The organism is Salinisphaera sp. SPP-AMP-43 (assembly GCF_049568105.1).
Taxonomy (GTDB): domain Bacteria; phylum Pseudomonadota; class Gammaproteobacteria; order Nevskiales; family Salinisphaeraceae; genus Salinisphaera.
Window position 1 is genome coordinate 2,129,640 of record NZ_CP145335.1, and the last position, 25,859, is coordinate 2,155,498.

General features: G+C 61.8%; 26 protein-coding genes and 1 tRNA gene. 14 read left to right on the forward strand and 13 right to left on the reverse strand.

The window, feature by feature from the left end:
• Window positions 1-43 precede the first annotated feature (43 nt).
• The gene (locus tag V5738_RS09050; RefSeq protein WP_423824096.1) at window positions 44-454 is read left to right on the forward strand and encodes an acyl-CoA thioesterase; all 411 of its coding nucleotides are present in this window, start codon (window positions 44-46) and stop codon (window positions 452-454) included.
• On the forward strand, window positions 451-1,296 hold the full coding sequence (locus V5738_RS09055; RefSeq protein ID WP_423824097.1) for an N-acetylmuramoyl-L-alanine amidase: 846 nt from the start codon (window positions 451-453) through the stop codon (window positions 1,294-1,296). The genes V5738_RS09050 and V5738_RS09055 overlap by 4 nt, the downstream gene beginning before the upstream one ends.
• 42 nt (window positions 1,297-1,338) lie before the next feature.
• Here the strand turns inward: V5738_RS09055 and V5738_RS09060 are convergent, their stop codons facing one another.
• The 9 genes from V5738_RS09060 to V5738_RS09100 form a co-directional block, all read right to left on the reverse strand.
• A complete protein-coding gene (locus V5738_RS09060; protein ID WP_423824098.1) occupies window positions 1,339-2,142 on the reverse strand; it encodes a metal ABC transporter permease in 804 nt (267 codons plus the stop codon).
• 66 nt (window positions 2,143-2,208) lie between these two features.
• Entirely contained in the window at window positions 2,209-3,303 is a 1,095-nt protein-coding gene (locus V5738_RS09065; RefSeq protein ID WP_423824099.1) for an FUSC family protein, read from the reverse strand.
• Window positions 3,304-3,364: 61 nt separating this feature from the next.
• The gene (locus V5738_RS09070; protein ID WP_423824100.1) at window positions 3,365-4,507 is read right to left on the reverse strand and encodes a 5-(carboxyamino)imidazole ribonucleotide synthase; all 1,143 of its coding nucleotides are present in this window, start codon (window positions 4,505-4,507) and stop codon (window positions 3,365-3,367) included.
• On the reverse strand, window positions 4,504-4,995 hold the full coding sequence (gene purE, locus V5738_RS09075) for a 5-(carboxyamino)imidazole ribonucleotide mutase (RefSeq protein WP_423824101.1): 492 nt from the start codon (window positions 4,993-4,995) through the stop codon (window positions 4,504-4,506). Before purE ends, V5738_RS09070 begins: the two co-directional genes overlap by 4 nt.
• 96 nt (window positions 4,996-5,091) lie before the next feature.
• Entirely contained in the window at window positions 5,092-5,709 is a 618-nt protein-coding gene (locus V5738_RS09080) for a TPM domain-containing protein (protein ID WP_423824102.1), read from the reverse strand.
• Between the two features lie 31 nt (window positions 5,710-5,740).
• Complete coding sequence (locus tag V5738_RS09085) at window positions 5,741-6,544, reverse strand: TPM domain-containing protein (RefSeq protein ID WP_423824103.1); 804 nt, start codon at window positions 6,542-6,544, stop codon at window positions 5,741-5,743.
• Window positions 6,544-7,101, reverse strand: a complete 558-nt coding sequence (locus V5738_RS09090) for a LemA family protein (protein ID WP_423824158.1) — start codon at window positions 7,099-7,101, stop codon at window positions 6,544-6,546. Before V5738_RS09090 ends, V5738_RS09085 begins: the two co-directional genes overlap by 1 nt.
• Before the next feature lie 223 nt (window positions 7,102-7,324).
• Window positions 7,325-8,017: a hypothetical protein gene (locus V5738_RS09095; RefSeq protein WP_423824104.1), complete on the reverse strand. Its 693-nt coding sequence runs from the start codon at window positions 8,015-8,017 to the stop codon at window positions 7,325-7,327.
• A complete protein-coding gene (locus V5738_RS09100) occupies window positions 8,014-9,369 on the reverse strand; it encodes an MATE family efflux transporter (protein ID WP_423824105.1) in 1,356 nt (451 codons plus the stop codon). Before V5738_RS09100 ends, V5738_RS09095 begins: the two co-directional genes overlap by 4 nt.
• A gap of 160 nt (window positions 9,370-9,529) precedes the next feature.
• Here V5738_RS09100 and V5738_RS09105 point away from each other — a divergent pair, with 160 nt between their 5' ends.
• The 9 genes from V5738_RS09105 to V5738_RS09145 all read left to right on the forward strand — a co-directional run bounded on the left by V5738_RS09105 (window position 9,530) and on the right by V5738_RS09145 (window position 17,947).
• Complete coding sequence (locus tag V5738_RS09105) at window positions 9,530-10,225, forward strand: HAD hydrolase-like protein (protein WP_423824106.1); 696 nt, start codon at window positions 9,530-9,532, stop codon at window positions 10,223-10,225.
• 61 nt (window positions 10,226-10,286) lie between these two features.
• The gene (locus V5738_RS09110; protein ID WP_423824107.1) at window positions 10,287-11,285 is read left to right on the forward strand and encodes an XdhC family protein; all 999 of its coding nucleotides are present in this window, start codon (window positions 10,287-10,289) and stop codon (window positions 11,283-11,285) included.
• On the forward strand, window positions 11,282-11,911 hold the full coding sequence (locus V5738_RS09115; RefSeq protein WP_423824108.1) for a nucleotidyltransferase family protein: 630 nt from the start codon (window positions 11,282-11,284) through the stop codon (window positions 11,909-11,911). Before V5738_RS09110 ends, V5738_RS09115 begins: the two co-directional genes overlap by 4 nt.
• 136 nt (window positions 11,912-12,047) lie before the next feature.
• Entirely contained in the window at window positions 12,048-12,719 is a 672-nt protein-coding gene (locus V5738_RS09120) for a 2Fe-2S iron-sulfur cluster-binding protein (RefSeq protein WP_423824109.1), read from the forward strand.
• 11 nt (window positions 12,720-12,730) lie between these two features.
• A complete protein-coding gene (locus V5738_RS09125) occupies window positions 12,731-13,714 on the forward strand; it encodes an FAD binding domain-containing protein (protein ID WP_423824110.1) in 984 nt (327 codons plus the stop codon).
• A gap of 9 nt (window positions 13,715-13,723) precedes the next feature.
• Window positions 13,724-15,925, forward strand: coding sequence for a xanthine dehydrogenase family protein molybdopterin-binding subunit (locus V5738_RS09130; protein WP_423824111.1), 2,202 nt, complete (start codon window positions 13,724-13,726; stop codon window positions 15,923-15,925).
• A gap of 149 nt (window positions 15,926-16,074) precedes the next feature.
• Window positions 16,075-16,746, forward strand: coding sequence for a response regulator transcription factor (locus V5738_RS09135; RefSeq protein ID WP_423824112.1), 672 nt, complete (start codon window positions 16,075-16,077; stop codon window positions 16,744-16,746).
• Between the two features lie 212 nt (window positions 16,747-16,958).
• Window positions 16,959-17,045, forward strand: a tRNA-Leu gene (locus V5738_RS09140).
• Between the two features lie 455 nt (window positions 17,046-17,500).
• Window positions 17,501-17,947 carry a hypothetical protein gene (locus V5738_RS09145; RefSeq protein ID WP_423824113.1) on the forward strand — a complete coding sequence of 149 codons (447 nt, stop codon included), beginning with the start codon at window positions 17,501-17,503 and terminating at the stop codon, window positions 17,945-17,947.
• Window positions 17,948-18,131: 184 nt separating this feature from the next.
• Here the strand turns inward: V5738_RS09145 and V5738_RS09150 are convergent, their stop codons facing one another.
• Window positions 18,132-19,790 carry an acetolactate synthase large subunit gene (locus V5738_RS09150; protein ID WP_423824114.1) on the reverse strand — a complete coding sequence of 553 codons (1,659 nt, stop codon included), beginning with the start codon at window positions 19,788-19,790 and terminating at the stop codon, window positions 18,132-18,134.
• Between the two features lie 138 nt (window positions 19,791-19,928).
• Here V5738_RS09150 and gloA point away from each other — a divergent pair, with 138 nt between their 5' ends.
• The 3 genes from gloA (at window position 19,929) to V5738_RS09165 (ending at window position 22,294) form a co-directional block, all read left to right on the forward strand.
• Window positions 19,929-20,441 (forward strand): lactoylglutathione lyase, encoded by a 513-nt coding sequence (gloA, locus tag V5738_RS09155; protein ID WP_423824115.1) that lies wholly within the window; start codon window positions 19,929-19,931, stop codon window positions 20,439-20,441.
• A gap of 159 nt (window positions 20,442-20,600) precedes the next feature.
• A complete protein-coding gene (locus V5738_RS09160; protein WP_423824116.1) occupies window positions 20,601-21,347 on the forward strand; it encodes an electron transfer flavoprotein subunit beta/FixA family protein in 747 nt (248 codons plus the stop codon).
• A complete protein-coding gene (locus V5738_RS09165) occupies window positions 21,344-22,294 on the forward strand; it encodes an electron transfer flavoprotein subunit alpha/FixB family protein (RefSeq protein WP_423824117.1) in 951 nt (316 codons plus the stop codon). Before V5738_RS09160 ends, V5738_RS09165 begins: the two co-directional genes overlap by 4 nt.
• A 50-nt stretch (window positions 22,295-22,344) precedes the next feature.
• On the opposite strand, the gene V5738_RS09170 is transcribed toward V5738_RS09165, so the two are convergent.
• From V5738_RS09170 to V5738_RS09180, 3 genes are all read right to left on the reverse strand, one after another.
• The gene (locus tag V5738_RS09170) at window positions 22,345-22,866 is read right to left on the reverse strand and encodes a DUF2845 domain-containing protein (RefSeq protein WP_423824118.1); all 522 of its coding nucleotides are present in this window, start codon (window positions 22,864-22,866) and stop codon (window positions 22,345-22,347) included.
• A gap of 85 nt (window positions 22,867-22,951) precedes the next feature.
• Window positions 22,952-23,254, reverse strand: coding sequence for a general secretion pathway protein GspB (locus tag V5738_RS09175; protein ID WP_423824120.1), 303 nt, complete (start codon window positions 23,252-23,254; stop codon window positions 22,952-22,954).
• Between the two features lie 483 nt (window positions 23,255-23,737).
• Complete coding sequence (locus tag V5738_RS09180; RefSeq protein WP_423824121.1) at window positions 23,738-25,636, reverse strand: AAA family ATPase; 1,899 nt, start codon at window positions 25,634-25,636, stop codon at window positions 23,738-23,740.
• Between the last annotated feature and the right edge of the window lie 223 nt (window positions 25,637-25,859).

A 25,859-nucleotide genomic window follows, 5' to 3' on the forward strand; every position in this document is an offset into this window, starting at 1 on the left:
GCTTGCCATAGACTGGGCGCTATTTATCAGCAGGAATCAGATCATGAATTTTCATACACGCAAATGGATCAAGCCGGAGGATCTGAATCCGAACGGCACCCTCTTCGGGGGCAGTCTACTGCGCTGGATCGACGAAGAAGCGGCGATCTACGCCATTATCCAGCTCGAGAATTCGCATATCGTCACCAAGTACATCTCCGAAATCAATTTCGTGTCGACCGCGGTACAGGCGGACGTCATCGAACTGGGGATTATGGCTACCAAGTTCGGCCGTACGTCGCTGACCATGTGCTGCGAAGTGCGCAATAAAATCACCGGCAACTCGATTCTGACCATCGACGAAATCGTGTTCGTATCGGTCGATGCACACGGCAAACCTCAACCCCACGGCAAAACCGAAATCAGCTATGCCCGCGATCGCCCGGATCATACGGGGTATTCGGTCAACTCGTGAGCCCTTTTTTTACTTTCGGCCGCGGCGCCGCAGCGCTCCTGTTCGTCATCGGCCTGGTCGGCTGCGGCGCTCCAGCCACACTCAAGCAACGCCTCGGCTATTGGGCCGATCAAAGTGTCTCAGCAACTGCCTATAACCATCGCGTTCGGTTTCTGGTGCTGCATTTCACCAGCGATCGGCCAGGCCGGGCGCTGCGGGTGCTTACCGGGCCACATGTCAGCGCGCACTACTTGATCGACCGCGATCCAGATACCCGTAGCCGGGCGCCGATCGTGCACCAGCTGGTCGCCGAGGACGAGCGCGCCTGGCATGCAGGCGTCAGCAGTTGGGCCGGCCGCCACCATATCAACGACAGTTCGATCGGTATCGAAATCGTTAATCTCGGTCCGCTGTCGCCGCCCGGCCCGAACCGCCGTTGGCAGCCTTATACCGAGGCCCAGATCCAGGCCGTGATCGCGCTGGCCCGCGATATCGTCACACGCTACGATATCAAGCCAGCCAACGTGGTCGGCCATTCCGATGTAGCCCCTGGACGCAAGATCGACCCCGGCCCGGCGTTTCCCTGGCAGCGTCTGCACGAAGCCGGCATCGGCGCCTGGCCCGATCCACAGCGGATAGCCTTCTACGCACGCCGCTTTGGTCATGCGCGGCCATCGATCGCCACGGTGCAACGACAACTCGCCGATTACGGCTACGATTTGCCCGTCACCGGCGAGTTGGATCAACGAACCCGGACCGTATTGCGGTCCTTTCAAATGCATTTCCGGCCCGCGAATACGACCGGTCTGGCGGATGTCGGCACGCTCGCCCGGCTTTGGGCCTTGAACGAGCGATACCGCTGAACACCGGGCTCGCTGTTACCCGAGGCACCATCGCCGACCCAACTACATCGGCGGTACAACCCCATTACGCCCGACGATCACGCGCGCAGCCTGGACCGTACCGTCGCTAGTCGGGCCGGCAACGAACACATGGGCGCCGGTCTTGATATCCGAACGCTGGCCCGGCTGTACCTTGACCGTCGGTACATCAGCCGGCACCACGATGGTCTTGGTGCCCTCGCCATAGTCGACCTGCAATGTTATCGACGAGGCCTTGGCACCGGACTGCTGTGTAACCGTGCCGTTGGTCATGCTCGATCCGTCGGCAGTCATGCTGGCCTTGTTTTTCGAACTGACCGTGCCATTGGTCATGCTGGAACCGGTGCCCATCGAGGAATCCGCACTCATCGATCCTTGCGATTGGGCCGTTACCGAACCATTGGTCATGCTAGACCCATCGGCCGTACGGCTGCCCGAACTCGACGCGCCCGCCATGGCCGGGGTCAGATCCCAGGCATAGTCGCCCAGCCCCGTGCCTTTCATCGATGGCGGGAAAATCACCATCTCCAAGGCCTTATGCTGGCCGTCGCTCTCGACATTGGCGGTACCGATAAAGGTGCCTTTGTCGATACTCGACAGATCGCCCTTGGTCACCGCGGCGATCTTGGTATCATCGGTGAGAGCGATTTGTCGCTTCTGCCCATCCCGGGTGGTTAGGGTAAAACCACTGCTGGCAGTCGCGGTGATCTGGCCACGCAAATGTTGGCTTTGTTGCTGAGCCAGGGCCGGTAGCGTTATCAGCGCGCTACCAAGCGCAATCGTGCCGGCCAGCATCATCCGTTTCCGGTTGATTCGATGAGCCCTCATGGGCGTCTCCGCATTCGGTTGTGGAAAACCGAATATAGCAGAGACCTGCACAGTCGCGGGTCCGAGCTATTTGAGTCGAATCGTAGCCAGTTCGAGCGCCATCTGGCGGGCCTGTTCGCTCAACCGCTGGGCCAGCCAGTAAGAGCCCTGCATGTCGTAGGCCAGTTCCGAGTCGGGCTTGGGCCCCGGCGTACGTGCCACTTCGTGGCGCGCCAGTACATGCAAACGACGCGTATCCCCAGAACGAAGCGCCCGGGCGCTGGCCAGCAGCATACGTCGCATCACCGAGCGGCGGGCCGTCAGCAGCTCGTGGGTCGCGCCCCATTGTGGTTCGACATCGCGCTGCGAAGCGGCCGTGGCCAGCATCTCCAAGCCACTCAACATCGAACGATGGAGACGCTGGATTTCTTCCAGACGACTGACCGGCACACCCAGTTCCTTGGCCACCGGATCGATCAGCGAGCGCAGCGCTACGAGCCGACGCGACAGCTGGGCGAACGTGGCCACCTGTTCGGAAGCACGCATCGGCGAGCCGATCATCAGGCGGGGATACAAACGGGCGCATTCACGCAGGTTCTCGGCCAGCCGAAAGCGCCAATCGTAGGTCGCATACAAAGGAAAAGCGAAAGAAAACAACAGCGCAACGGCCGTACCAATGCCGACGTTGGCCGCCCGCCAAAGGCCGATATCCAGGGCGTTGTCGCCGTGGCCACCGACGATCACCAAGGTGATGCCGGTCAACAACGCAATATAGCCGGCCTTGCCGACCGCAAAATAGGCACAGGCGCCAGCGAGCACCGAGGTGAGCGCATAGGTCAATGACATCAGACCGAACAGACTGTGCTGGGCAATCAGCAGCAGGCCGATGCCGGCACCAAGCGCGGTCGCTACCGCCCGCTCGAAGGCTTTCTTGCGGATATTGCCGTGGTGTTGGAGCCCGCCGATAACCACCAGTAGCGTAATCGACGCCCAGAAGCCGTACGGCAGACCGAGCCCCGTGGTCAGTCCAATCGAAGCCCCCATGGCGACCGCCACGCGCAGGGCATGCAGATAGCGCGCGTTGCGATAGCGAAAATACGGCGAGCCGAACAGATGCCCGAGATAGCCGGCCCAACTACGCCGGCCCAAACGCCGTATCCAACGTCGCGGTCGTCGTGTCATGACTCAGCCAACCCCGGGCCGTGCGCCGGCGGCGTACCGGCGGCGCCGCATGAGCCGACGGTCAGCCTTGCCCCGCCAGCCGATCTCGGGCAGCCACAGCCCGCCGAGCAGCATCTTCGCGATCGCTGCCGAACACGGTCATATGGCCCATTTTGCGTCCAGGACGGGCGTCGCCCTTGCCATAGAGGTGCAGCTTCAGGCCATCGTCGGATAGCGCGCGCATCCAGTCCGGCGTGCCGCGATCCCAGAGATCGCCCAGCAGGTTGACCATCGCCGAGGGCGCCAGCCGGGTGGTATCGCCTAGCGGCAAACCACAAACACTACGCAACTGCTGTTCGAACTGGCTGGTCGCACAGGCATCGAACGAGAAATGGCCGGAGTTGTGAGGGCGCGGCGCGAGCTCGTTGACCCGCAACGTGCCATCGCGCCCAAGGAAGAACTCGACACAGAGCACACCGACCACGTCGAGTGCTTCGAGCACACCACGGGCGATACGCACCGCCTCATCCGCCACGGCCGGGTCGAGTACGGCATCGGGGATGGAAACATCCAGGATATGATCGCGATGCCGGTTTTCGACCACACCGTAATGGGCGAACGCCCCATCGATGCCGCGGGCTGCGACCACCGAGACCTCGCTTTCGAAATCGACGAAGCCTTCCAGTACTGCTTCGCCGGCACCAATCGCCTGCCAGGCCGTATCTGCCTGGTCGGCGGATTTGATCACATACTGCCCCTTGCCGTCGTAGCCAAAACCGGCAGTCTTAAGCACGCAAGGTGTACCCAGCCGCTCGATCGCCGCGGTCAGCGTCGACCGGTCCGGCACATGCTCGAACGGCGCGGTCGGAAACCCCGCCTGATGCAGAAAATCTTTCTCGCGCTGGCGATGCTGGGCGATATGCAGCACCCGGCCGTCCGGGCGCACCGGTACATGTTCGGCAGCCGTGGCAGCCGCTTCGTACGGCACGTTCTCGAACTCGAAAGTCACCACATCCACCCGCGCGGCGAATTCGGCGACTGCATCCAGGTCCTGGTAATCACCGACTGCCTCACGATCGGCCACTTGGCCCATCGGCGTATCGTCACCCGGTGAGAAGGTATGCACCCGGTAGCCCATACGGCGCGCAGACAGCGCGAACATACGGCCGAGCTGGCCGCTGCCCAGCACACCTACGGTAGATCCCGGCAGAATCGTTCGACTCATGACAGCGACTCGTTTTTGACTTTATCGGCCTGGGCGGCCCGGTAATCGGCAAGCTGGCTGCGCAGTTCGGCGCGCGTGGTCGCCAGCTGGGCGATTGCGAACAGGGCGGCATTCTTCGCCCCGGAATTGCCGATCGCGAAAGTTGCCGTAGGCACACCGCCCGGCATCTGCACGATCGACAGCAACGAATCGATCCCCTGCAGCGCCCGGCTTTTGACTGGCACGCCCAGCACCGGCACCAGCGTCTGGGCCGCGACCATGCCCGGCAGATGGGCCGCGCCCCCGGCCCCAGCAATAATTGCTTCCAAACCACGGGATTCGGCCGTGGCCGCATAGTCGCGCATCAGATCGGGCGTGCGATGGGCCGATACCACGCGGCACTCATGCGCCACGCCGAATTGCTCGAGTATCTCGTGGGCATGACGCATCGTCTCCCAGTCCGAGGTACTGCCCATAATCACGCCGACGAGCGGTTTGTCTTCGGCCATCGTGCCCTCCCGCGGGTCCGCAGAAAAGCGAACTATTCTAGCAACAACCGAGGCTCTGGTCGTAATCTACGACCAATGAAGGAAAGCAGGCGGTACCTACTCCAGCACCACCAATCGATTAGAAAGCTCGTTACGCTCGTGGGTCGCCGGACAGACCACGGCCAACTTGGCCCCGCAGGACTCGATGCACTCCACGAATCCGGCCTCGGTATCGCCCGCGGCGACCCGCTCGGTGAAACGCTCGACGATGGCCGTCCATTCCGAATCCTCGACCCGACTGGCGATCCCGTGATCAGCGAGGATCTCGACATAGCGTTCTGCCTCGGAGACGAAAATCATCAGGCCGGTAGCCTCGGCGGTCCGATGCAGGTTCTGGGCCAGAAACTGACTTCGCGCCAGTGCCGCAGCCCGCGCATAACGCACCGACCGGGGCACCAGCCGCGGCGTGACCTGTGGCAGCTGAAAAACCAGACCGAGCACGACAAACACGCCCCACTGGAGCAAGAGCATCGTGCGTATATCGACCCAGGCCGGAAAGAACATCAATATTCCGGGTAGCAACAATGCAACCAATGCCGCCCAGAACAAACCGATCCACCGGTAATTTTCGGCCTGGGGTGCCAGTACGGTCACCACCTCGGCGTCGGTATCGCGCTCGATACGGGTGACCGCCTCGGCGATCGCATGTCGTGCCTGTTCAAAAAAGACCGTCATTGAATCCCCCCTTTTAGATTGCCCCGTAGAGTTACCAGCCGCCGGATGCGCCACCGCCGCCAAAGCTGCCACCGCCGCCGGAAAATCCACCGCCGAAGCCGCCACCGCCCAGACCACCAGCGCTACCGCCGAAACCGCCGCCGACCGGAATGAACCAAGGCATGCCGCGACGCCGACGGCGCCCGCCTCGGCCACCACCGCCGCCGCCGCCAAACAAGGCAATGATCGCGACCAACAGTACAAAGAACATCAGGGTATGACCGAGCGATGGTCGATTACTCTGATTATGCTGCATCGCCTCCGAAGCCTGGGCCGCAAGCTCTGACGGCGGCTTGCCGCCCAACACTTGGACGATGGCCGCAGTACCCTGCAGCACGCCGGCATCGAAATCACCTTTCTTGAATGCCGGCTCGATGATGCGATGAATGATCACCGAAGATTTGGCATCAGTGAGCTGGCCTTCCAGGCCATAACCTACCTCGATGCGGATGGCACGATCTTTTTTGGAGATGATCAGGAGCGCACCGTTGTCTTTGTGCTGGTCGCCGATCCCCCAGCTGCGCCCAAGCTGATAGCCATAGCTCTCGATCGAGTGGCCATCCAGATCCGGCAGCGTAACGACGACCACTTGATCGCCATTGCTCTGCTCCAGCCCGCTCAGAATACGCGTCAAACGCTGCTCGGTCGCCGGCGACAGCATGTCGGCGTTATCGACCACACGGCCAGTCAATTGCGGAAAGTCCGGAGTCGCTGCCAGGGCCAGTACCGGTAGCAAGGCCAGCCCCCAAAGCCAAACGAGCGCAATGCTGGCTCGGAGAATCGGCTTCCGCCCCATCAGAACTGCACCTCCGGAGCCTGTTCGGCATTGTCGGCGGTGGCTTCGAAGTTGGCGTGCGGCTTCATGTCGCTATACATCAGCCAATGCCAGATCCGACCCGGGAAGGTCACGAGATCCGTGTTGTATTTCTGTACCGCCTGGATATAGTCGCGCCGGGCCACGGCAATCCGGTTTTCGGTGCCTTCGAGCTGGGACTGTAACGCCAAAAAATTCTGGTTCGATTTCAAATCCGGATAGCGTTCCGAGACCGCCAACAGCCGGCTGAGCGCTCCCGAGAGCTTGTTCTGTGCCTGGATATAGCGTTGTAGCTTGTCCGGATTATCGATCGTGCTGGCATCAACCTGGATCGACGTGGCCTTGGAGCGCGCCTGGGTCACAGCCGTAAGTGTTTCGCGCTCCTGCTTGGCATAGCCTTTGACCGTGGCGACCAGATTCGGAATCAAATCCGCACGGCGCTGATACTCGTTCTGCACCTGGGCCCAGGCTGCTTTGACCGCCTGATTGTCGCGCGGAATCGTATTGATCCCACAGCCCGCCAACATGCCCACCAGCATGACGATCAAAAGCCAGCGCAGTCCCGCACGGCTCGACGTGATTCGGTTCATGGACCCTCGTTCGTGGTTGCCCTTTTGAGACCAAATATTAAATCTATTGAGCGGTGGGCGTAAGCCGAAAGCACGATATTTCGTACCCGATCTCGGCCTGCCCCGCCTGCCAGGCCATCGAAAATCGTGCATCGGCTCGCCTGGGCGGCCGCCAGTGCAGGCCCACACGTCGTTAAAACGACAGTTGCGTGGTTTCGGACTCGGCCCTAAAGGGCGTGGCCTTGGCCAGAGCCATCCAGTGCCGTGTCTCGAGGCTGTAATCGCCGATCGGCGCGGTACGCGCGATACGAAAGCCCGCAGTTTCCGAATACAACGCCACGCCGTAGTCGCTCGGAATTTCGTCTGGATCGGCGATGCCCTCGGCGAGCACCAGGTAAATCGAAGCCGCCAATTCACGATAACGTTCGATCTTGGCGCCTCTCAGCTCGCCCAGCAGATCCCCCCGCCCGACCTTGATTTCATGCACCTGTGGGGCCAGATGATCGGCTCGGAGACCGCGTACGATCGAGAACACATCCGGCTTACAAGACCGCCAGCGGCCCTCGTGCTCGGTGCGTACCGATAACTCGGTGAACACCAATCGCCCGCTTTCTGCCAGATGCGCGGCTACGGCCTGGGTGACCTGGCTATGCAGGTCACGCGCGCGCCGGTTGCGGCTCAGGCCAGCGCCAAGCGCAGTCCGCCCGGCATCGCTGAGCCGGAACACGCTGGCCGCGTCGCCCGGCTGCTCGACAACCAGCCCCCAGCGCAGCAGATCGATATCGATATTGTCGTGGCAGGCCCAGCCGAACGAGCGCCAGTAATGGCGCAGCCGGGTCGCATGGCGACGCGACAAGGGCACAGGCGGCTCATCCCGCTCGCTCATGTCGCGGGCTGCATCGCCTGGTCGATATCGGCCAGGCTCGAACGAAACACCAGCCAGGCCAGCGTACCGGCCAGGATATTGCCCGCCAGCGCGCCAAGCGCGATCGTGGTCATACTGCCGAACCACAAACCCAGCGCCACACAAGGCAAATAGCAGACGAACAGACGGGCAAAGGAAATCAGCATGGCCCGTACCGGCCAGCCGAGCGCGTTCGAGGCCGAGACCACGATCATGCAGATCCCTAGCAACGCATAGCTGGGCAGCATCGCACGAATCAGCTGGGTCAGCGCCGATGCAACCGCTGGCTCGCTGGCCAGTACGCCGGCCACCCACGGCGCGGCAGCCGCCATGACCAACCCGAACAACAGCTGCCAGATCATCACCGACTGGAACGCGATATACATGAGCGCCCGAATCCGGGGCCAGTTGTTGGCGCCGTAGCAATGGCCGAGCCATGGCGGCAACGACATGGTCAGCCCGAGCACGACCATCAGCGACATCGTTTCCAGCCGGCTCTGCAGCCCCCAGGCTGCGACCGCCGAATCACCCAGGCTGGCGACCAGTCCAGTGGCAATCATCGCCGCCAGCGGCGGCATCAGTTGGCTGACCATGGCCGGGCCGGCGATCACCGCGAAGGCGCCAGTCGAACGCTGAATTTCCCCGGTGAGATCGTCGATCGACAGCCAATCCTTACCCGCCAGCCGGCGCACCAGTATCAGCAACCCGATGGTGAACGAGATAATGGTCGCGAGCGCCGCACCGGGCAGCCCTAGCGCCGGAATCGGTCCCAGACCGAAAATCAAAACCGGATCGAGGGCCAGATTGCACAGGCTGGTCAGCACCATGAGCATGCCGGGCAGCCGGGTATTGTTGTGCGCTCGGAACAGCGTGTACCCAAAATACAACAGCGCCGATAGCCAGTTCGCGATCAGTTGCACGGCCCAGTACGGTGCGATTCGCTCGAGCATGTCGGCGCTTGCACCGAGCTGAGCAAAGATCAAGCCATGCGCGAACCACAGCATGATGGCCAATACGCCGATCGTGACACTGCCGCCGATCAGCACCAACGAACCCAGCCGGCGCGAACGTTCGATCTCGCCAGCGCCAATCGCCCGTGAGATGAGCGCGGCAATGGCGATGCCCAGGCCCACCTGGATACCGATGGTCAGAAAGGTCACAGGGAAAGTGAATGACTGGGCGGCCAATGGGGCCGTACCCAGATGGGCCACAAACGCGGCATCGACCAGCTGGAAACCCAGCAGCGAAAGTACCCCGATTGCCATCGGCCAGGTCTGGGAGAACAGCTGGCGCCGCAGCGACCACAGATTTGCGTTGGACGCGGATTCCGACACGCAACACCGAAGATAAAAATGAACGCCGCGATTCTACGCCATCGATGCGACTTCAGAGGCAGTTCGCTGCCATATCAGGCTGTGCTGGCCCGGCCGAATCCGTAAACTATCGGCGCGCGCCGGCAAGGTACCGGCCGATCACCGCCCCTTGGAGTTCACTATGTCCCAAGCCCTATCCGTGGCCCATGGCTGGCCGCGTGCGATCATTTTCGATCTGGACGGCACGCTCATCGACAGCGCGCCGGATATCGCAGCGGCGGTCAATCGTGCTTTGGCCGAATTCGAGTTCGAGATTACCGCCGAAGACGCCCGACGCTATCTTGGCAATGGGGCTCGCAAGCTCATCGCTCGCGTTGCCGAAGCCCACGGACACACGCTCGATGACCAGCGCCTCACCGAGCTGACCGAACGCTTCGGTGTCTGCTACCGGGAGCAGCCCTGCGTCGACAGCCAGCTATATCCGGGTACCGAAGCAGCCCTGGCACGGCTGAAAGCCGACGGTATGCTGCTCGCGATCTGCACCAACAAGCCGAAACCGATTGCCGACCAAGTGGTCGCGCATATGGGCCTCGATCGGTATATCGATGCCGTGGTCGGCGCCGGCCAGTATGCGCTCAAACCCGATCCGGCACCGTTGCAGGCCTGCCTGCGGCAACTGGTCTGCCAGTCCGGCGAAGCGCTGTATATCGGCGATATGGCGGTCGATCGTCAAGCCGGCCATGCGGCCGGACTGGCCGTATTGATCGCCGACTTTGGCTATTCCGCTACGCCGGCAGCCGAACTGGGAGCCGACGGCGTGCTCACCGACTGGTCGAAACTGGAGCCTACGATCGCCGGCCTGCTCGACAGGCATTGATTCGACCGGCTTCGGCCTGTACATACCATTGTGTTGTACAAACACTTGTCTGCCCTTCACAGTGTATTTGACCAATAATCCCCTAGCCCGGCACGACTGGCCGTTATGGCCGACCTATGGGCTGGAAGACGATATCCTGCCGACCCTGCAGGCCTGGGCGGCCACCCACCGCCATGCGGCATTGGCGACGCTGGTCCATATTAGTGGCTCTTCGCCGCGTCCGCTGGGTAGCGAAATGGCGATCGCGCCGGACGGCGCGGTGATCGGCTATGTCTCGGGCGGCTGCGTCGAAAGCACGGTCGCAGCGGAAGCCCAGTCGGTACTCGAAACCGGCGAGCCGAAAATGCTCGACTACGGCGCCGGCAGCCCAGTTCTGGATGTTCAGCTGACCTGTGGCGGCCGGATCGGCATCTTGGTCACGCGTATCGACGACCTGCACGACTGGGTGGCCACGCGCCAGGCGGCCCGTACCGAACGCCGCGAACTATTTTTCGATATCGATCTGGCCACCGGCCACCGGACCTGTCACGAGGCGTCAGAAACCGCGTTGCCCGCCGGTACGTTTCGCCAGCACTATCCGCCACCCGCTCGGCTGATGCTGGTTGGCGGTGATCCGGTCACCCTTGCGATCTGCGAACTGGCCGGCACGCTCGGGCTCGAGGTTGGCTTGATCCGTGCTTATGGCCCAACCACGCCTCCGCCGGGTCGACCACTGAACTACTACGACAATCGCCCGTTGACGCAGGCACTGCCCGACATGCCACTCGACGCCTGGAGTGCGGTCTATAGCCTGACCCATGACCTGGATGACGATCAGACCGTGCTCGAGCAGGGGCTGCGCTCACCGGCCTTTCGGGTCGGCGTACTCGGTAGCCGCCGCAAAGCCGATGAACGTCTGGCCAAGCTGCGCGCGATCGGCTTCGACGAGGCCGATATCGAGCGCCTGAACATGCCGGCCGGTTTACCCATCCATGCTGCCAACCCGCGCGAGATCGCGCTGTCCGTGCTGGCCGAGATCACCGCGCGCCGACCGCGCCCTGCCCCTCGCGTTGGCGCTTGACGACGGTCGTTCTGGCCGCGGGCCGCTCACGACGATTCGGCCCGGCCAACAAGCTCCTGGCCGAGGTCGACGGTGTACCGCTGATCGTACGCACCCTACGCCGGGTCATGGCAGCGACCGACGGGCCCGTGTGCCTGGTCATCGGGCATCAGGCGCATCGACTACGCCAGGCCCTGGCCCGTCACGGGCTGCGTTCGGCTCGGCTACACATCGTGCATAGCCGTTTTGCACGAGCCGGGATGAGTCATTCGCTAGCGCGGGGTCTATTCGCGGCTCCGCGTATCTCGACCGCGATCCAGGTTCATCTGGGCGACATGCCCGGCATCGACCGGCGAACAACCTCTGGCCTACGTCGGCGACTCAACCATGGCTACCGGGTCGCCCGACCACACCATCGAGGCCAGCCCGGGCACCCGGTTCGGCTGCGCCGCGCTATCCTGCCATCGGAGTCCGAGGTAGCACAGCACGGCCTCAGAGCCACGCTACGGCACATAGCGGCCGCCGAACGGGATCGATTCGAGGCCGGGCCGCACTGCGTCGCAGACTACGATCGCCGCCAGATGCTACGCGTTCTCATTCAGCCCCGTACGCACCGCCATACCCCATCGCCTGTTAGATGCACGTAACAACGGGCATTTCTGCGCAATAAGCCAAGGTATATAACGCTCAAATATTGACGCTTATCTCACATAGTCGCGAGGCTTAGCGTTGTGTCTCACACCTGCACGCAGCTATTCGACGCTGCGTAGACGGAGATCATTCATGAGCGATGACTACGACTCTGGCAGCGATCGCCGATCGTCGCCCGAAGACGTGGATAACCCGAATATCCCCTCGCCCTCACGCCGACGCTTCATGAAGAACGTCGGCCTGTCGGGGCTGGCCGCCGGCGCGGCGACCACCGGCATTGGCAGCGCCTTCGCCGATGAGCAAACCAGCGACGCATCGGAAGCCGGCCCAGCCGAGGGTCGACAGCGCGTAACGTTCAAGATCAATGGCGAGACGCGGCAAGCCGATGTCGCTGCCAATACCGTGCTGCTGGATGCGATCCGACAGGATCTAAAACTGCCCGGCACTAAGAAAGGCTGCGACCACGGCCAGTGCGGCGCCTGCAACGTGCACGTCAACGGCACCGTCATCAATTCCTGCCTGAGTCTGGCCGTCATGCACGACGGCGACGAGATCACCACCGTCGAGGGGCTCGGCAGCGAGGACGACCTCGGTCCGGTCCAACAGGCGTTTCTCGAACACGACGGCTATCAGTGCGGCTATTGCACCGCCGGCCAGATGATGACTGCCAGCTATGTGCTCAACGATGACCGCATCGGCAATTCCCAGGCGGAACTCAAGCAGGCCATGAGCGGCAATATCTGTCGCTGTGGCGCCTACAAGAACATCGTGGCGGCCATTCAGGACGCCCGCGGCAAGGTTTAAGGCGGCCCATCATGCGAGATTTCTCTTATCAGCAGGCCGACAGCGTCGGCGCCGCAATCAAAGCGCATGCCACCGATAAGGATTCGGCCTATATCGCCGGCGGTACCACACTGCTCGACCTGGCCAAGCTCGAGGTCATGCGCCCGGCCAAGCTCGTCGATGTCCGCAAGACCGGCTTCGACGAGATCGAGCGCCTGGACGACGGTCGCCTGCGCATCGGCACCAATGTGACCAATACCGACCTGGCCTATCACGAGGATGTCCAAAAGCACTACACCGTGCTCTCGGAAGCCCTGCTCTCAGGCGCCTCCACCTCGATCCGCAACAAGGCCACCACCGGCGGCAACGTGATGCAGCGGGTGCGTTGTTCGTATTTCCGCGATAACGTCTCGCCCTGTAACAAGCGTAACCCGGGCTCGGGCTGCTCGGCGATCGACGGTTTCAACCGCAGCGTGTATGCCGTACTCGGCACCTCCAAGCATTGTATCGTCGCGCATCCGTCGGACATGTGCGTGGCCATGGCGGCGATCGGGGCGACGATCAGCGTGCAGGGCCCGAACGGCCAGCGCGAAATCGATTTCCTGGACTTCCATCTCAAGCCGGGCAACACGCCGTGGAAGGAACACGCCCTCGACGCCGACGAGATGATCACCCACGTGACCCTCGACGCGCCGATTGAAGGCGCCAAGTCGCACTACTTGAAACTGCGTGACCGGGCGTCCTACCAGTTCGCCTTGGCCTCGTCGGGTGTGATCGTGGCGGTCGACGGCGGCGTAGTGAAACAGGCCCGTATCGCGCTCGGCGGGGTCGGCACCAAACCCTGGCGTGCGCATAACGCCGAACAGGCGCTAGTCGGCCAGCCGATCGATCAGGCGAACTTCGAGCAGGTTGCCAAGTTGGCCTTTCAAGACGCCCAGGCATATGAACACAACGCCTTCAAGATTCCGCTCGGTCAGCAGGCGATTGTGCGCAGCCTGACCACGGTTACGGCCTAGGAGCGATTCATGAGTAGCGATATTATCGGCGCGGCCAAGCCGCGCATCGACGGCCCCGCCAAACTCTCGGGCGCGGCCCCCTATGCCGCCGATCATTTCCCACCCAACCTGGCGTATGCCTACGGGGTGTTCTCGACCATCGCCTCTGGCGAAATCACCTCGATCGATGTCTCGCGTGCGAAGCGCATGCCGGGCGTGATCGAGGTCTATCACCACGAGAACTTCCCCGAGCTGCATCGTTCGCCGTCGAGCTTCGCCCAGCAGAACAAAGTTGATGAGACCCGACTGCCGTTCGAAGACCAACATATCTACTACGGCGGCCAATTCGTGGCCCTTGTGGTGGCGAATACCTTCGAAAACGCTCGCGACGCGGCTTATCACGTCGATGTCGAGTACAAGACCAGCCAACCGGTCACGAGTCTTTCGCAGGCACTCGAGCAAGGCCAAGCCAAGCCGGCAGACAACAAAAAACACGAACGCGGCCAGCCGGATTCGGCCTATGAGTCGGCAGCACATCGGTTCGAGGCGACCTACACCACGCCTATCGAAACCCATAATCCGATGGAAATGCATGCCACCACGGCGCATTGGCAGGACGGTCATCTGACTTTTTACGAGTCCAGCCAAGGGGTGGTGTTCGCCAAAAACACCATGGCGGCGATTTTCGACATCAATCCGGCGCGTATCGACGCACGCGCGCCCTATATCGGCTCCGGCTTCGGCAGCAAGCTCTGGATCTGGCCGCATGCGGTCGCCTGCGCTGCGGCATCCCGCGAGATCGGCCGCCCAGTGCAGCTGGTCGTGCCCCGGCACCAGATGTTCACCACCACCGGCCACCGCCCGGCCACATCGCAGAAAATCCGTCTGGCGACCGACAACGAAGGCAAGCTGATTTCAGTGAGCCACGACTCGGTGAACACGACTTCGTTCGTCAATCGCTATGTCGAAAGCTGCGGCGGCTGTACCAAAAGCCTCTACGATTGTGACAACCTGCGGGTGACCGAATCGACGATTCAGGTCAACCAGGGCACGCCAACGTCGATGCGCGCGCCGGGCGCCGCCCAGGGACTATTCGCTCTGGAATCGGCGATGGACGAAATGGCCGAAGAACTCGGCATGGACCCCCTGGAATTCAGGCGCAAGAACTATACGGACCGCGACGGCAGCAAAGACCTGCCGTTCTCCAGCGTGCATCTGCTCGATGCTTACGACCAGGCAGCGGACAAATTCGGCTGGTCGAAACGTAACCCGAAAGTCGGCTCGATGCGCGATGGCAACGAGATCCTCGGTTGGGGCATGGCCGCCTGTAACTGGGAAGCCATGAAAATGGACTGCGACGCGCGTGTGGCCCTACGCGCCGACGGCACCGCTTTCGCTTCCTGCGCCACTCAGGACATCGGCACCGGCACCTACACCATCGTGGCCCAGACGGTGGCCAGCCTCACCGGCTTGCCGCTCGACAAGATCGAAGTCGAACTCGGCGACAGTTCTTACCCGAGTGGGCCAATCTCGGGCGGCTCCTGGGCCTCTGCCACGGCGTTGCCGGCGATCCATAACGCCACCTCCCAGGCGATGGAGAACCTGAAAGGCTTTGCCTCCGAAGACGACGGCCCGATGGCTGGCACGGCCTCCGACCAAATCGAAGTACGCGACGGTCAGCTACACGGTGGCGGCCAGAGCATGAGCTTTGCGGATGTGCTCAAGGCCAAGAAACTGGGCCATGCCTCGGGCGAGGCGCATACCAACGCGGCCAGCGGCAAGGAGTACTCGTTCCGCTCCTTCGGCGCCCACTTCGTGGAAGTCGGCTGGGATCCGGGCATCTCGCGTCTACGGATCCACCGCGTGGTCAGCGCGATCGACGTCGGCCAGATCGTCAACGAAAAGACGGCACGGAATCAGGTCGAAGGCGCGATCGCGATGGCGACGGGCATGGCCATGTTCGAAGAGACCGAATACGATCAGCGCACTGGCATGCCGATCAACAACAACTACGCCGAATATCTCGTGCCCACCCATGCCGACGAACCGGAGTCGGTCGACGTGATCCTTCTGGATTACCCCGACTACAAGTTCAATGAGATGGGGGTACGCGGGATCGGCGAGATCGGTGTTACCGGCATGGCCGCGGCCATTGCCAATGCGGTCTATCATGCCACCGGCAAGCGCATTCGCGATTTGCCAATCCGGCTGGAACAGTTGATGACCGCCTGAAGCCTTGGCATTACAGGCCAGCCCGCCTAAGGCGACCCCAGAGGGGTCGCCTTTTTTTATACCGGATTAAACCTTCGAGCTAAATCATTGTCATATCGCCGGGGAGGAGCGTGGGAGCCGCCACCAACCAGAGAGCCCGGATATAGGCAATGCACGTACTGATCATCGAAGACGAAATCCCGCTCGCCACTCAGATCGGCGATACGATTGAAGCAGCCGGCGACGAACCGGACTTTGCGGACGAGGCTGCTCTGGCGCTTCGGCTGTGCCAGATGAACCGCTACGATGTGATTATCTTTAACAGCTCGCTACCGCGCTGCGGGCCGATTCCTTTCTGCCAGAAGCTCATCGCCGCGGCCGGCCGGCGCACACCGATTCTGGCCCTCGGCGAAACCTGGGATTCCCAACCAGAATCTCATGAAGACGGCCCCAAGGCCTGTCTGCCGCGACCAGTCGAGATGGCCGAACTACGAAACACGTTGAAGGCGCTGCTCGCCGAACGCAGCGACGGCATGTGTCAGCTCGTGGCCGGCGAACTGCATATGGACCTAGAGCATCATAGTGTCTACTGCGGGCAGGTCCCAGTTCAGCTCGCCCCGATCAGTTTTCGCATTCTCGAATTGCTCATCCGGGCATTCCCGGGCGTGGTCACCCGCGCTCAGATCGAGAAACAGATCTGGGACGGCAATCCTCCAGAATCCGATGCCGCTTTACGCGGGCATATCCATCGTCTGCGCCAGCTGCTCGAGCGACCGATGGCCCGCAAAATGATTCGCACTGTGCACGGCGTAGGCTACCAGCTCGAGGAGAATGCGAGATAATATTATTGAACAATAACTTATACCACTTTATTAGAATTTACTTTTAAAGCTATATCGAGAAATGGAGGACATTCCAAAACGTATTTGGCGGGCGGACGACGCCGTTATTGACTTCGACGGCCGCCCAGGAGGCCGAATCGATCGCCTCGATTGGCCCGGACATCACAATTCGACTAGGCTCGCTTCGACTGATCGGGTAGAATGCGCATCGCGCCGCCGTGGTGGAATTGGTAGACACGCTAGGTTTAGGTCCTAGTAGCCGTGAGGCTGTGGGGGTTCAAATCCCTCCGGCGGCACCACCCCTGATATTCGGTGTCTGGAGCCAGCAATTGGGGCTCCGGGCGACCTTCTGAGCCAACCGTTGCCACCCGGCAATTCGGGCAGGGCCTGCATCGGCACTGCTTGGCGAGCTTACCCTTGCATGGCGAGGTGCTCTAGCACTGGTGCCGATTCGTGAGCGGTTCGGAACGGGATCAAGACGAGTCCCGGTAACGCGCATGCCTTCCGATAAGGAACGAGCCAGCGTTGCGCTTTTTTTATCAGCGCCCCCTGCTCAAAAAACGTTGCCAGTGGCTGCAACGCTCTCACGGCACATGCAGGTGCATGACGGATGCGTTGCACCTAATCTAAATAAAACCATCTAAACCCCGAATAATTCGTCTGCAGTGCTTGACCGCATTTCGTTATTAGTTATAACTTTATTTGCAGGGGCAAGCGCAATACAAATAGTCGACCACTGGTTAGGTAGGAAACTATGACAGACGATGAAGCAGCGAGGGCACTTAGAAGCGTCGTTGAGGCGACCCCCTCATTGACCGACATGGGGCTGTGCGTCGAGGTCCACTGGGAACCACACGTTTCAATCAAGCATCAACGACAGATACTACAGGCGAGTCGTTCTTCGCTGTTATACAACGTACAGGGGTTCGTACGTTCCTGGCGCTGGCTTCGATCGATCCCGGCGGCCAAGGATATCAACCCTAGAAACACGAGCTATACGCTCGCCCAGCTGGCGGAACGCTCCCAGGGGTATTTGACCAACGGAGCCTTTATCGCTGCAGCGATGTATCTGGGCTTCGATTACCAAATGGTACCCAACACCCCAGATGTTTTGCTGAATATCTCTGACGAAGCGATTTACGAAAACACACTCGTTGTTCGACCGGCGCATGCGCCGTTTAGCCATTCTGCGATCGCCTGATCGGCTGCAGCATTGCTTCGATATACATCACATTTTTCACTAAGATCAAAAGCCCGGCCATTCGGCCGGGCTGGGCTCTGGTTATAGCAGCGCCTACGCCATATCTCTAGGTGGCCACCTCAGTGGATCAAAGCCGGCCGTCAAGACCGATTCTGGCGCGGCTCTCGGCTGTATACCTAGGCGTTTACCGACCTGTCGACCCCGCGAGCACCTCTTCGGGGACCTTATGAGCGTTATCCAGCTCGGCGTTCGCGGTGTAATCGATCGGGCAGTCCACCAGGACCACTCCGCCGATTTCGAATGCATGCTCGAGCACATCGGACAGCGTGTTTTCTTCGGTATGTCGCAACCCTCTGGCGCCATACGCCCGCGCATAATCGACAAAGTCGGGATTGCCGAACGACATACCGAAATCGGCGAAGCCATCGCCGGCCTGTTTCCAGCGGATAAAGCCGTAGCCATTATCACGTAGCAACAGAATCACTAGATCGAGGCCAAGCCGTACCGCGGTTTCCAGGTCCTGACTGTTCATCATGAACCCGCCATCACCACAAATCGCCATGACCCGGCGATCGCGATGCACCATTTTGGCGGCCATCGCCGCTGCCAAGCCGGCGCCCATGCTGGCCAGGGCATTGTCGAGCAGAACCGTATTATTGCTGTAGGCCGGATACATTCGTCCGAACCAGATCTTGTAGATCCCGTTATCCAGGCTGATGATGTCATCGCGCCCCATGACACTACGCACCTGCTGCACGATGCGCTGGGGCTTCGGCGGATAACTGTATTCGGATTCGCTAATATGCAGCTTTTCCGCGACATAGTCGTGCAGCCGAGACATGCGCGGGCTGTCGAACCGCACACCGGTCAGGCGGGCGGCAAGCGCTTTGAGCGTATTCGAAATGTCGCCGATCACTTCGTGGACCGGGCTGTAGTATTCATCCGGATCCGCTGGCACGAAATCGACGTGCAGAATGCGTTTTTCCTTGGTCTCGTTCCAGACGGCAGGTGGGTATTCGACCACGTCGTAACCCAGGGTGATCACCAGATCCGCTTCGTCGATCGCGGTATGCACGTAATCGTGCTTATGAATCCCCATGCCGAACAGACTCTGCGGATGGTCATCGGGCACGACGCCCTTGCCCATCTGGGTGCCGATCGCATACAGACCCGTCGCTTCACACAGGGCGGTGAGCTGTTCTGTGATCCGCTTGCGGTTAGCGCCGGCCGAATAGACGATGACCGGTTGCTCGGCTTCCTGGATCAGCTCGGCCGCCAGATCCAGCGCTTGTTCGTCGGCATTGGGCCGTCGCAAAGTCACCCGGCGCTGGGGCCGCGTCGGCTCGATCGACTCGCCGGCGATATCTTCCGGTAGTTCCAGATGCACGGCCCCGGGCCGCTCGGCTTCGGCGGTCTTGAAGGCATGACGAATACTGCGCGGAATCACCCCGCTATCGGTGAGCGAGCTGTTCCATTTGGTGACCGGTCGAAACGTATCGACCACGTCGATGAGCTGGAACTTGCCCTGGCGGTTATCGCGAATCGCCTTCTGGCCGGTGATCGCCAATAGCGGCATGCCACCGAGCTGGGCATAGGCGATGCCGGTCAACAGATTGGTCGCCCCCGGACCAAGCGTAGACAGGCAAACCCCAGCTCGGCCGGTCAGTCGGCCATAGGTGGCTGCCATGAACGCCGCATGTTGTTCATGGCGGGTGACCACCAGCTCGATAGGGCTGTCGCGCAGCGACTCGAGAAGGTCAAGATTTTCTTCGCCTGGGACGCCGAAGACGTACTCGACGCCTTCTTCTTCCAGACACTGAACGAATAGATCGGACGCTTTCAACGGCGTTTCCTTTGGTCGCTGTCAATCGTTGCTCCGATTAGAACACAGCCCCGCTCCAAACTAAGACGCGGGCTGCGATTTTGTCGACTGCGCGCGCTGTTGCATAGTATGCGCACCATCCAAACCACATTGACGTCTATGGCATTCAACACCGAACAAGGCCCCGGCGTGAATGAACACGTTCCGTCCGAAACCCAGGGTTTCGTTTTCAACCACACCATGATTCGCGTGGTCGATCCCCAGGCTTCGCTGGATTTCTATACGCGGGTTTTTGGCATGCGTCTGCTACGGCAGAAGGAAAACCCGAACGGCGAATTCACGCTTTACTTCCTAGCCACCACCGAAGGTGACGACGTCCCCGAAGACGAGTCCGAGCGGGCGAAGTATGTCGGCCGTCGTGAAGGCGTACTTGAGCTGACCCACAACTGGGGTACGGAAAACGATCCCAACGCCAGCTATCACGACGGTAATGCAGAGCCGCAGGGCTTTGGCCATATCTGTTTCACCGTGCCGGACCTGCAGGCTGCCTGTGACTGGATGGATCAAAACGACGTGACCTTCAAAAAACGCCCCGAAGACGGGCGGATGAGTAATATCGCGTTCGTCAAGGATCCGGATGGCTACTGGATCGAGCTGGTCGAGCACGGCTGAGCTCTTGCGGCTGTACCGCAGCCGTATTGGCGGGCCCTCGGGCCCGCCTTTCTCATAATGCGCTTGTGAGTACGGTGCGGATTCGCCCCGGAATCCGACACGAGTGCGGTAACCTATGCGCCGGCCGTTCCCGGCCTTGGCATTGCAACGACGAAACGTATGAAAGTACTGGTCTGTATCAAGCGTGCGATCGACTACAACGTGCACATCCGCATCGCCGACGACGGCTCGGGTGTGGTCACTGATGGCGTCAAGCACAGCGTAAACCCGTTCGACGAGATCGCCCTCGAGCAGGCAATCCGCTGGAAAGAGGACGGCTCGGTCGACGAAGTCGTGGCCATGAGCATCGGCAGCGATGCCGTCACCGAACAGCTGCGTACGGCGCTGGCTTTTGGCTGCGACCGCGCTCTCCATATCGCGACCGATCAGCCGATCGACCCGCTGACCGCAGCCCGCACGATCAAGGCCGTCGCCGAAAACGAATCCCCCGACGTGATTCTACTGGGCAAACAGGCGATCGACGACGACAACGCCCAGACCGGGCAAATGGCCGCCACCCTGCTCGGCTGGCCGCAGGCGACCTTTGCCTCGGCTATTGAGCTACAGCAAGCCTCAGCGCGGGTGACCCGAGAGATCGATGCCGGCCTGGAAACGCTGGACATTGACCTGCCAGGCGTGATTACCGCCGATCTGCGGCTCAATGAACCACGCTATCTCAAGTTGCCCAACATCATGAAGGCCAAGAAAAAACCGATCGATTCGTCGGATCTCGAAACACTTGGCGTCGAGAGGGCGCCGGCGCTGACCGTGGAAAAGACCTCGGCCCCGGCCCAGCGTCCGGCGGGCACGATGGTCGACTCCCCCAAGGCACTGGTCTCCGAGCTCAAGAACAAGGGGTTGTTATGAGCGCGACAATACTCGTCATCGCCGATCATGGGCATGGCGCCCTGTCCGCGGGCACCGGAAAGACGGTGCGCTGCGCCGCCGATTTCGGCGCGAACGCGATCGATATATTGGTGCTGGCCGAAGACGGCGCCGACATCGCAGCCCAAGCAGCCGGTTTGAGTGCTGTACGCCGTGTGCTGCATATCGATGCCCCGGCCAATGCCCACCCGATGGCCGCGATCGCAGCGCCGCAGGTTGTGGCTGCGGCCCAACAAGGCGGCTACAGCCATGTGCTCGGCCCGAACACGACCTTCGGTAAGGACCTCATGCCCCGGGTCGCAGCCTTGCTCGGGGTGAACATGGTCACCGATCTGATGCGCGTGCTCGGCCCCTACCGCTTCGAGCGCCCCATCTATGCCGGTAACGCCGTCCATACCGTGGCCGCGCCCGAAAACCAGGTCGTTGTCGCCTCGGTACGCGGTGCCTCCTTCGATCCCGCCGGGACAGACGGAAACGCCAAAGTCGAGGCCTTGTCGGTCGATGCCGAGTTGCCCGGCCATACGCGGTTTGTCGGTCTGGAAGAACATGGCGGGAACCGCCCTGACCTGCAGACCGCTCAACGCGTGGTCACTGGCGGGCGCGGTGTCGGCAGCGAAGACAACTTCCGGGTCGTATTCGAGTTCGCCGAGCGTATCGGGGCAGCGGTGGGTGCCTCGCGCGCAGCGGTCGACGCCGGCTATGTGCCCAACGACATGCAGGTCGGTCAGACCGGCAAGATCATCGCCCCCGAGCTATATATCTGCTTCGGCATCTCAGGGGCGATCCAGCATCTGGCCGGCATCAAAGACGCCGGCACGATCGTGGCGGTCAACAACGATCCGGACGCCCCGATCTTCGATATTGCCGATTACGGACTGGTCGGCGACCTGTTCGAGGTTATCCCCGAACTGACCCAGGCACTCGGCTAAGGATAGAACGCGCTAAGCGCCAACCGTTGTGCAGATGCAGCGGGCGGCGTTCAGCGCGGATCGAAGCCTCGTCCGAGCGTATCCACGGCGACGACTTCAGCGTTTTCCAAGCGCACCTCGCGCAGCAGGTACCGAGCGCCGAAGTTGTAGATCCAGCGTTCTCGATAAACGGGTTGGACTGCGTGGTGCAGAAAATACGCCTGGCCGCCCTCGCGAATGATCGTCGAACCGATATACCAGCCGGTCTGCTGCACCGGGTGCCCACAGCTGAGCAATAGCTGGAGCTTCGTCATGCCCGGCTGAATCGTCGAGGGATTACAGCTGCCGCTCGGCGGTATCCCGTTATTGATAAAACCATAGCCAGCCGAGCGAATGGCGACGACACGGCCATTGCGAAACACAACCTGCTCGAGCAGCCGTTGTGGCCCGTGGTTATAGGTCCATTCCATCATCGGCGGATTCTGCGCCGGTGCATTGCCCCACCATGGGTCTCGAAAGCTGGGTTCGCCGCAGGCATGCCACACGCTGACCGCGGGATCGCCCTCGGTAACCAACTGCCCACTGCAGCGCATAGAGTCCGCCAGAGCCGTCCCTGGCCAGGCGATTAGCACCGTTGCCGCCCATACCAGCCCGGCCGCAATCAACGCCCGAGGCGAATCAGCCCGGGCCAGCCACATGGTAGCGCTCACCCTTGTAGATCAGCGTCGCCCCGTTCGGACCGATACTCTCGACAGCCGGCCCGGCGGCCAGGCGTTCGCCCTCGTGATAGCGCCGACCGCGCACCAGGATGAAGCTGCGCCCCGGCACGGTGCTATAAAGCTGCCCGTTGATCGTTACCGATGGGGCCTCGCCCACGCGGCTTTGGTCGGGCAACTCGCTGCGGGCAGCCGTGGTCGCGCTTGCAGCTGCAGGAGCGGTCGCGGACGCCCCGTCGGTCAACGGCGTCTTCGAATAGGTCACTGAACCGCCGCTATCGGCAGATTTGTCGCTGCCTTGCGAGGGGGCTGTTTGCGATCGGTCGGCGCGCGCGTTGCGCGTTGTAGTTCGGTCGACGATTCGGGACAAAGCCGCCGCCTGCCCCCTTTCCGACGCGCCCGGCTGCGCCCCCGACACCTGTGCCGGCTGCACCATCCGGCTCGGCTTGGAATCGCCGGCGCCAGGTGTGGTCGTCTCGGCCCTGCTGCTGCCCGTCGTAGCTGGCGCATCGACCCTGGCGGTAGATACCGCCGGCACAGACGAAGGCGGGTTCGCTCGCGGACGCCAAACATAGACCGCCAGCGCCACATTGCTGGCCACCAGAATCGCGACCAGCCACAACCATGGCCCGGCGCGCGAGCCGCCCATAGTATGGGCAGTGCCGGTAGACGCCGCGTACAGATCGCTGTCTTGGCGCGCATGACGCTCGCGTTCCGCTTTTCTCAGTGCGTCGACAAGGTAAGACACTTATTTTTCCGAGGTTTGGGCGTCGGACCGTAGAGACGGCGACCCGGGCGACAAGACCGCGCCATTGAGCATCATCTGGGTACGCGGCCCGGCCAGCCCATCTGCCTCCAGGCCGTGCGATTTCTGGAAGGCCCTAAGTCGCTCGCCCAGCGCATTATCATAAACCGGCGACAGCTTGCCGAGTTGGCTATGTGGATTCTGGCCATCGATCTGGAGCAGCCGTTTGCGCAACCATACGACCGCGTTGCCGACCGAGCCGGGCTGGATCAAGCGAACTCCGGAATCCGATCGCCAGACCACTTCGAAGCGGCCGGTCCAGGACTTAAGTAGCCGAGAGCGGGCCACGTCGCGCGTGCCCTGGCTGCCGACCAACGTGACTGTTTTATCGTTCACGGCACTCAGCAGCACGGTCTGGGACTGCCCGTCCCGGTCGAGCATCAACAGCGCCGGCCGGTTATAACGCTCCAGCACTTTCAGATCGCCGTGGTCGGCGAGACAGCGCAGATCGCCGACATGCAGTTCGCCGCAGCCGGCACGGACCTGGGCCCCGAACACGCCCCATAGCCGCAGCAACTGATTGATATCGGCATCGCCCACGGGCAAGTCCTGGGGGCTTCGCTGCGGTTTCGGGGCCGACGAGCGATCCCGCGACGCCTTGGCCTGCGTCTTGTTCGACGCCTCGCTTTCTGGCTTTGCCTTGTCGGGTTGTGCCGCCTGCGTACGGGTCTGCTGGCCTTTCGGGCTATCGGGCTGGCCGGCGTCTTTGCCGGCGTCTTTGGCGGTGTTTTCGGCGTCGGCCTCATCGCTGGCTTTGTCACTGGCCTTGCCAGCAGCCGATTGCGGCGCTGCTGCATCCTCTGCGTCGCGTGCGGTCTGGGCATCCGCTGACGTCGTCGGCGATTGGTTTTGTTCGCTGGCACTGTGACCGGTTGGAGCCGTTTCGGTGCCGCGATCCGACGTATCCTCAGCAGCGTTGGTGGGCGGTATTTCCGGCAACCAAATCAGCCCGGCGCCGAGCACACTCGCTGCGACGGCGCCGGTGGGCACTAACAAGCGCCACCGGCGCCCCGGCCGGCCCATACGAGGCCGGGCGGGCAAAGTCTCGGCGGCCGCCCGGGCGACCGTCCACGGGCCGATATGGGAGCGGCCATGCGCATAGGCGCCCATCAAGGCTCGCTCGCAGACCATGTTGATCAGCCGTGGGACGCCTCGGGTCAGTGCCCGCAGCATGAACATAGCCGGTCGCGAAAACAGATGCTGGGGCCCATTGGCTCGTTCTAGCCGATGCTGCACATAAGCACGGGTCTCGGCCAGCCCCAGGGGGCGCAGCGTGAAGCGCGCCGTGATGCGCTGGGCGAGTTGGCGCAGATCGTGGCGCATCAGCAGATCGCCCAGTTCCGGCTGTCCGACCAAAATCACCCGCAGCAGTTTTTCCTTGTGCGTCTCCAGATTGGTCAACAGCCGCAGTTGCTCAAGCACGTCGCGCGAGAGATTCTGGGCTTCATCGATGATCAGCACAGTGCGCCGATTGGCGGCATGGGCTTGTAGCAGGTGGGCGTTGAGACGATCTACCAAAGCCTTGAGCGTGGTGTCGCGTTCCGGATCGTAGTCCACGCCCAGTTCGTCGCAGATCGTGCCCAGGAATTCAGTGGTGCCGAGATGGGGGTTCCAGCACAGCGCGATATCCAGATCGGACGTATCGTTGTCCACCACGGCCCGGATCAGGGTGGTCTTGCCGGTGCCGACCTCACCAGTTAATGCCACGAACCCGCCGTGTTCGCCCGCCCCATATAACAGGTGCGCCAGAGCCTCGCGATGGCTCTCGCTGAGATACAGAAACGCCGGGTCAGGAGTGACCGCAAACGGATAGCTGTCGAAGCCGAAATACCGAAGATACATCTAAGGAACCCCAGGTCCGGCTCGAAATGCGTCGTGTTTGCTTTCCGGACCACCAATTCGCAAGATACGCTGCGGCATACGGTAGCAGCTACCCCGTAGCAGCGCAGTGACACCCCGGGGTGCGTACCAGGACAAGCTCGGCGGGCGCATCATCGGCCCAACCTCTACGGTATGGCTGTAGCGGCGCGCACCACCGCCCCAGGGTATGCGCGCGCCCCATACA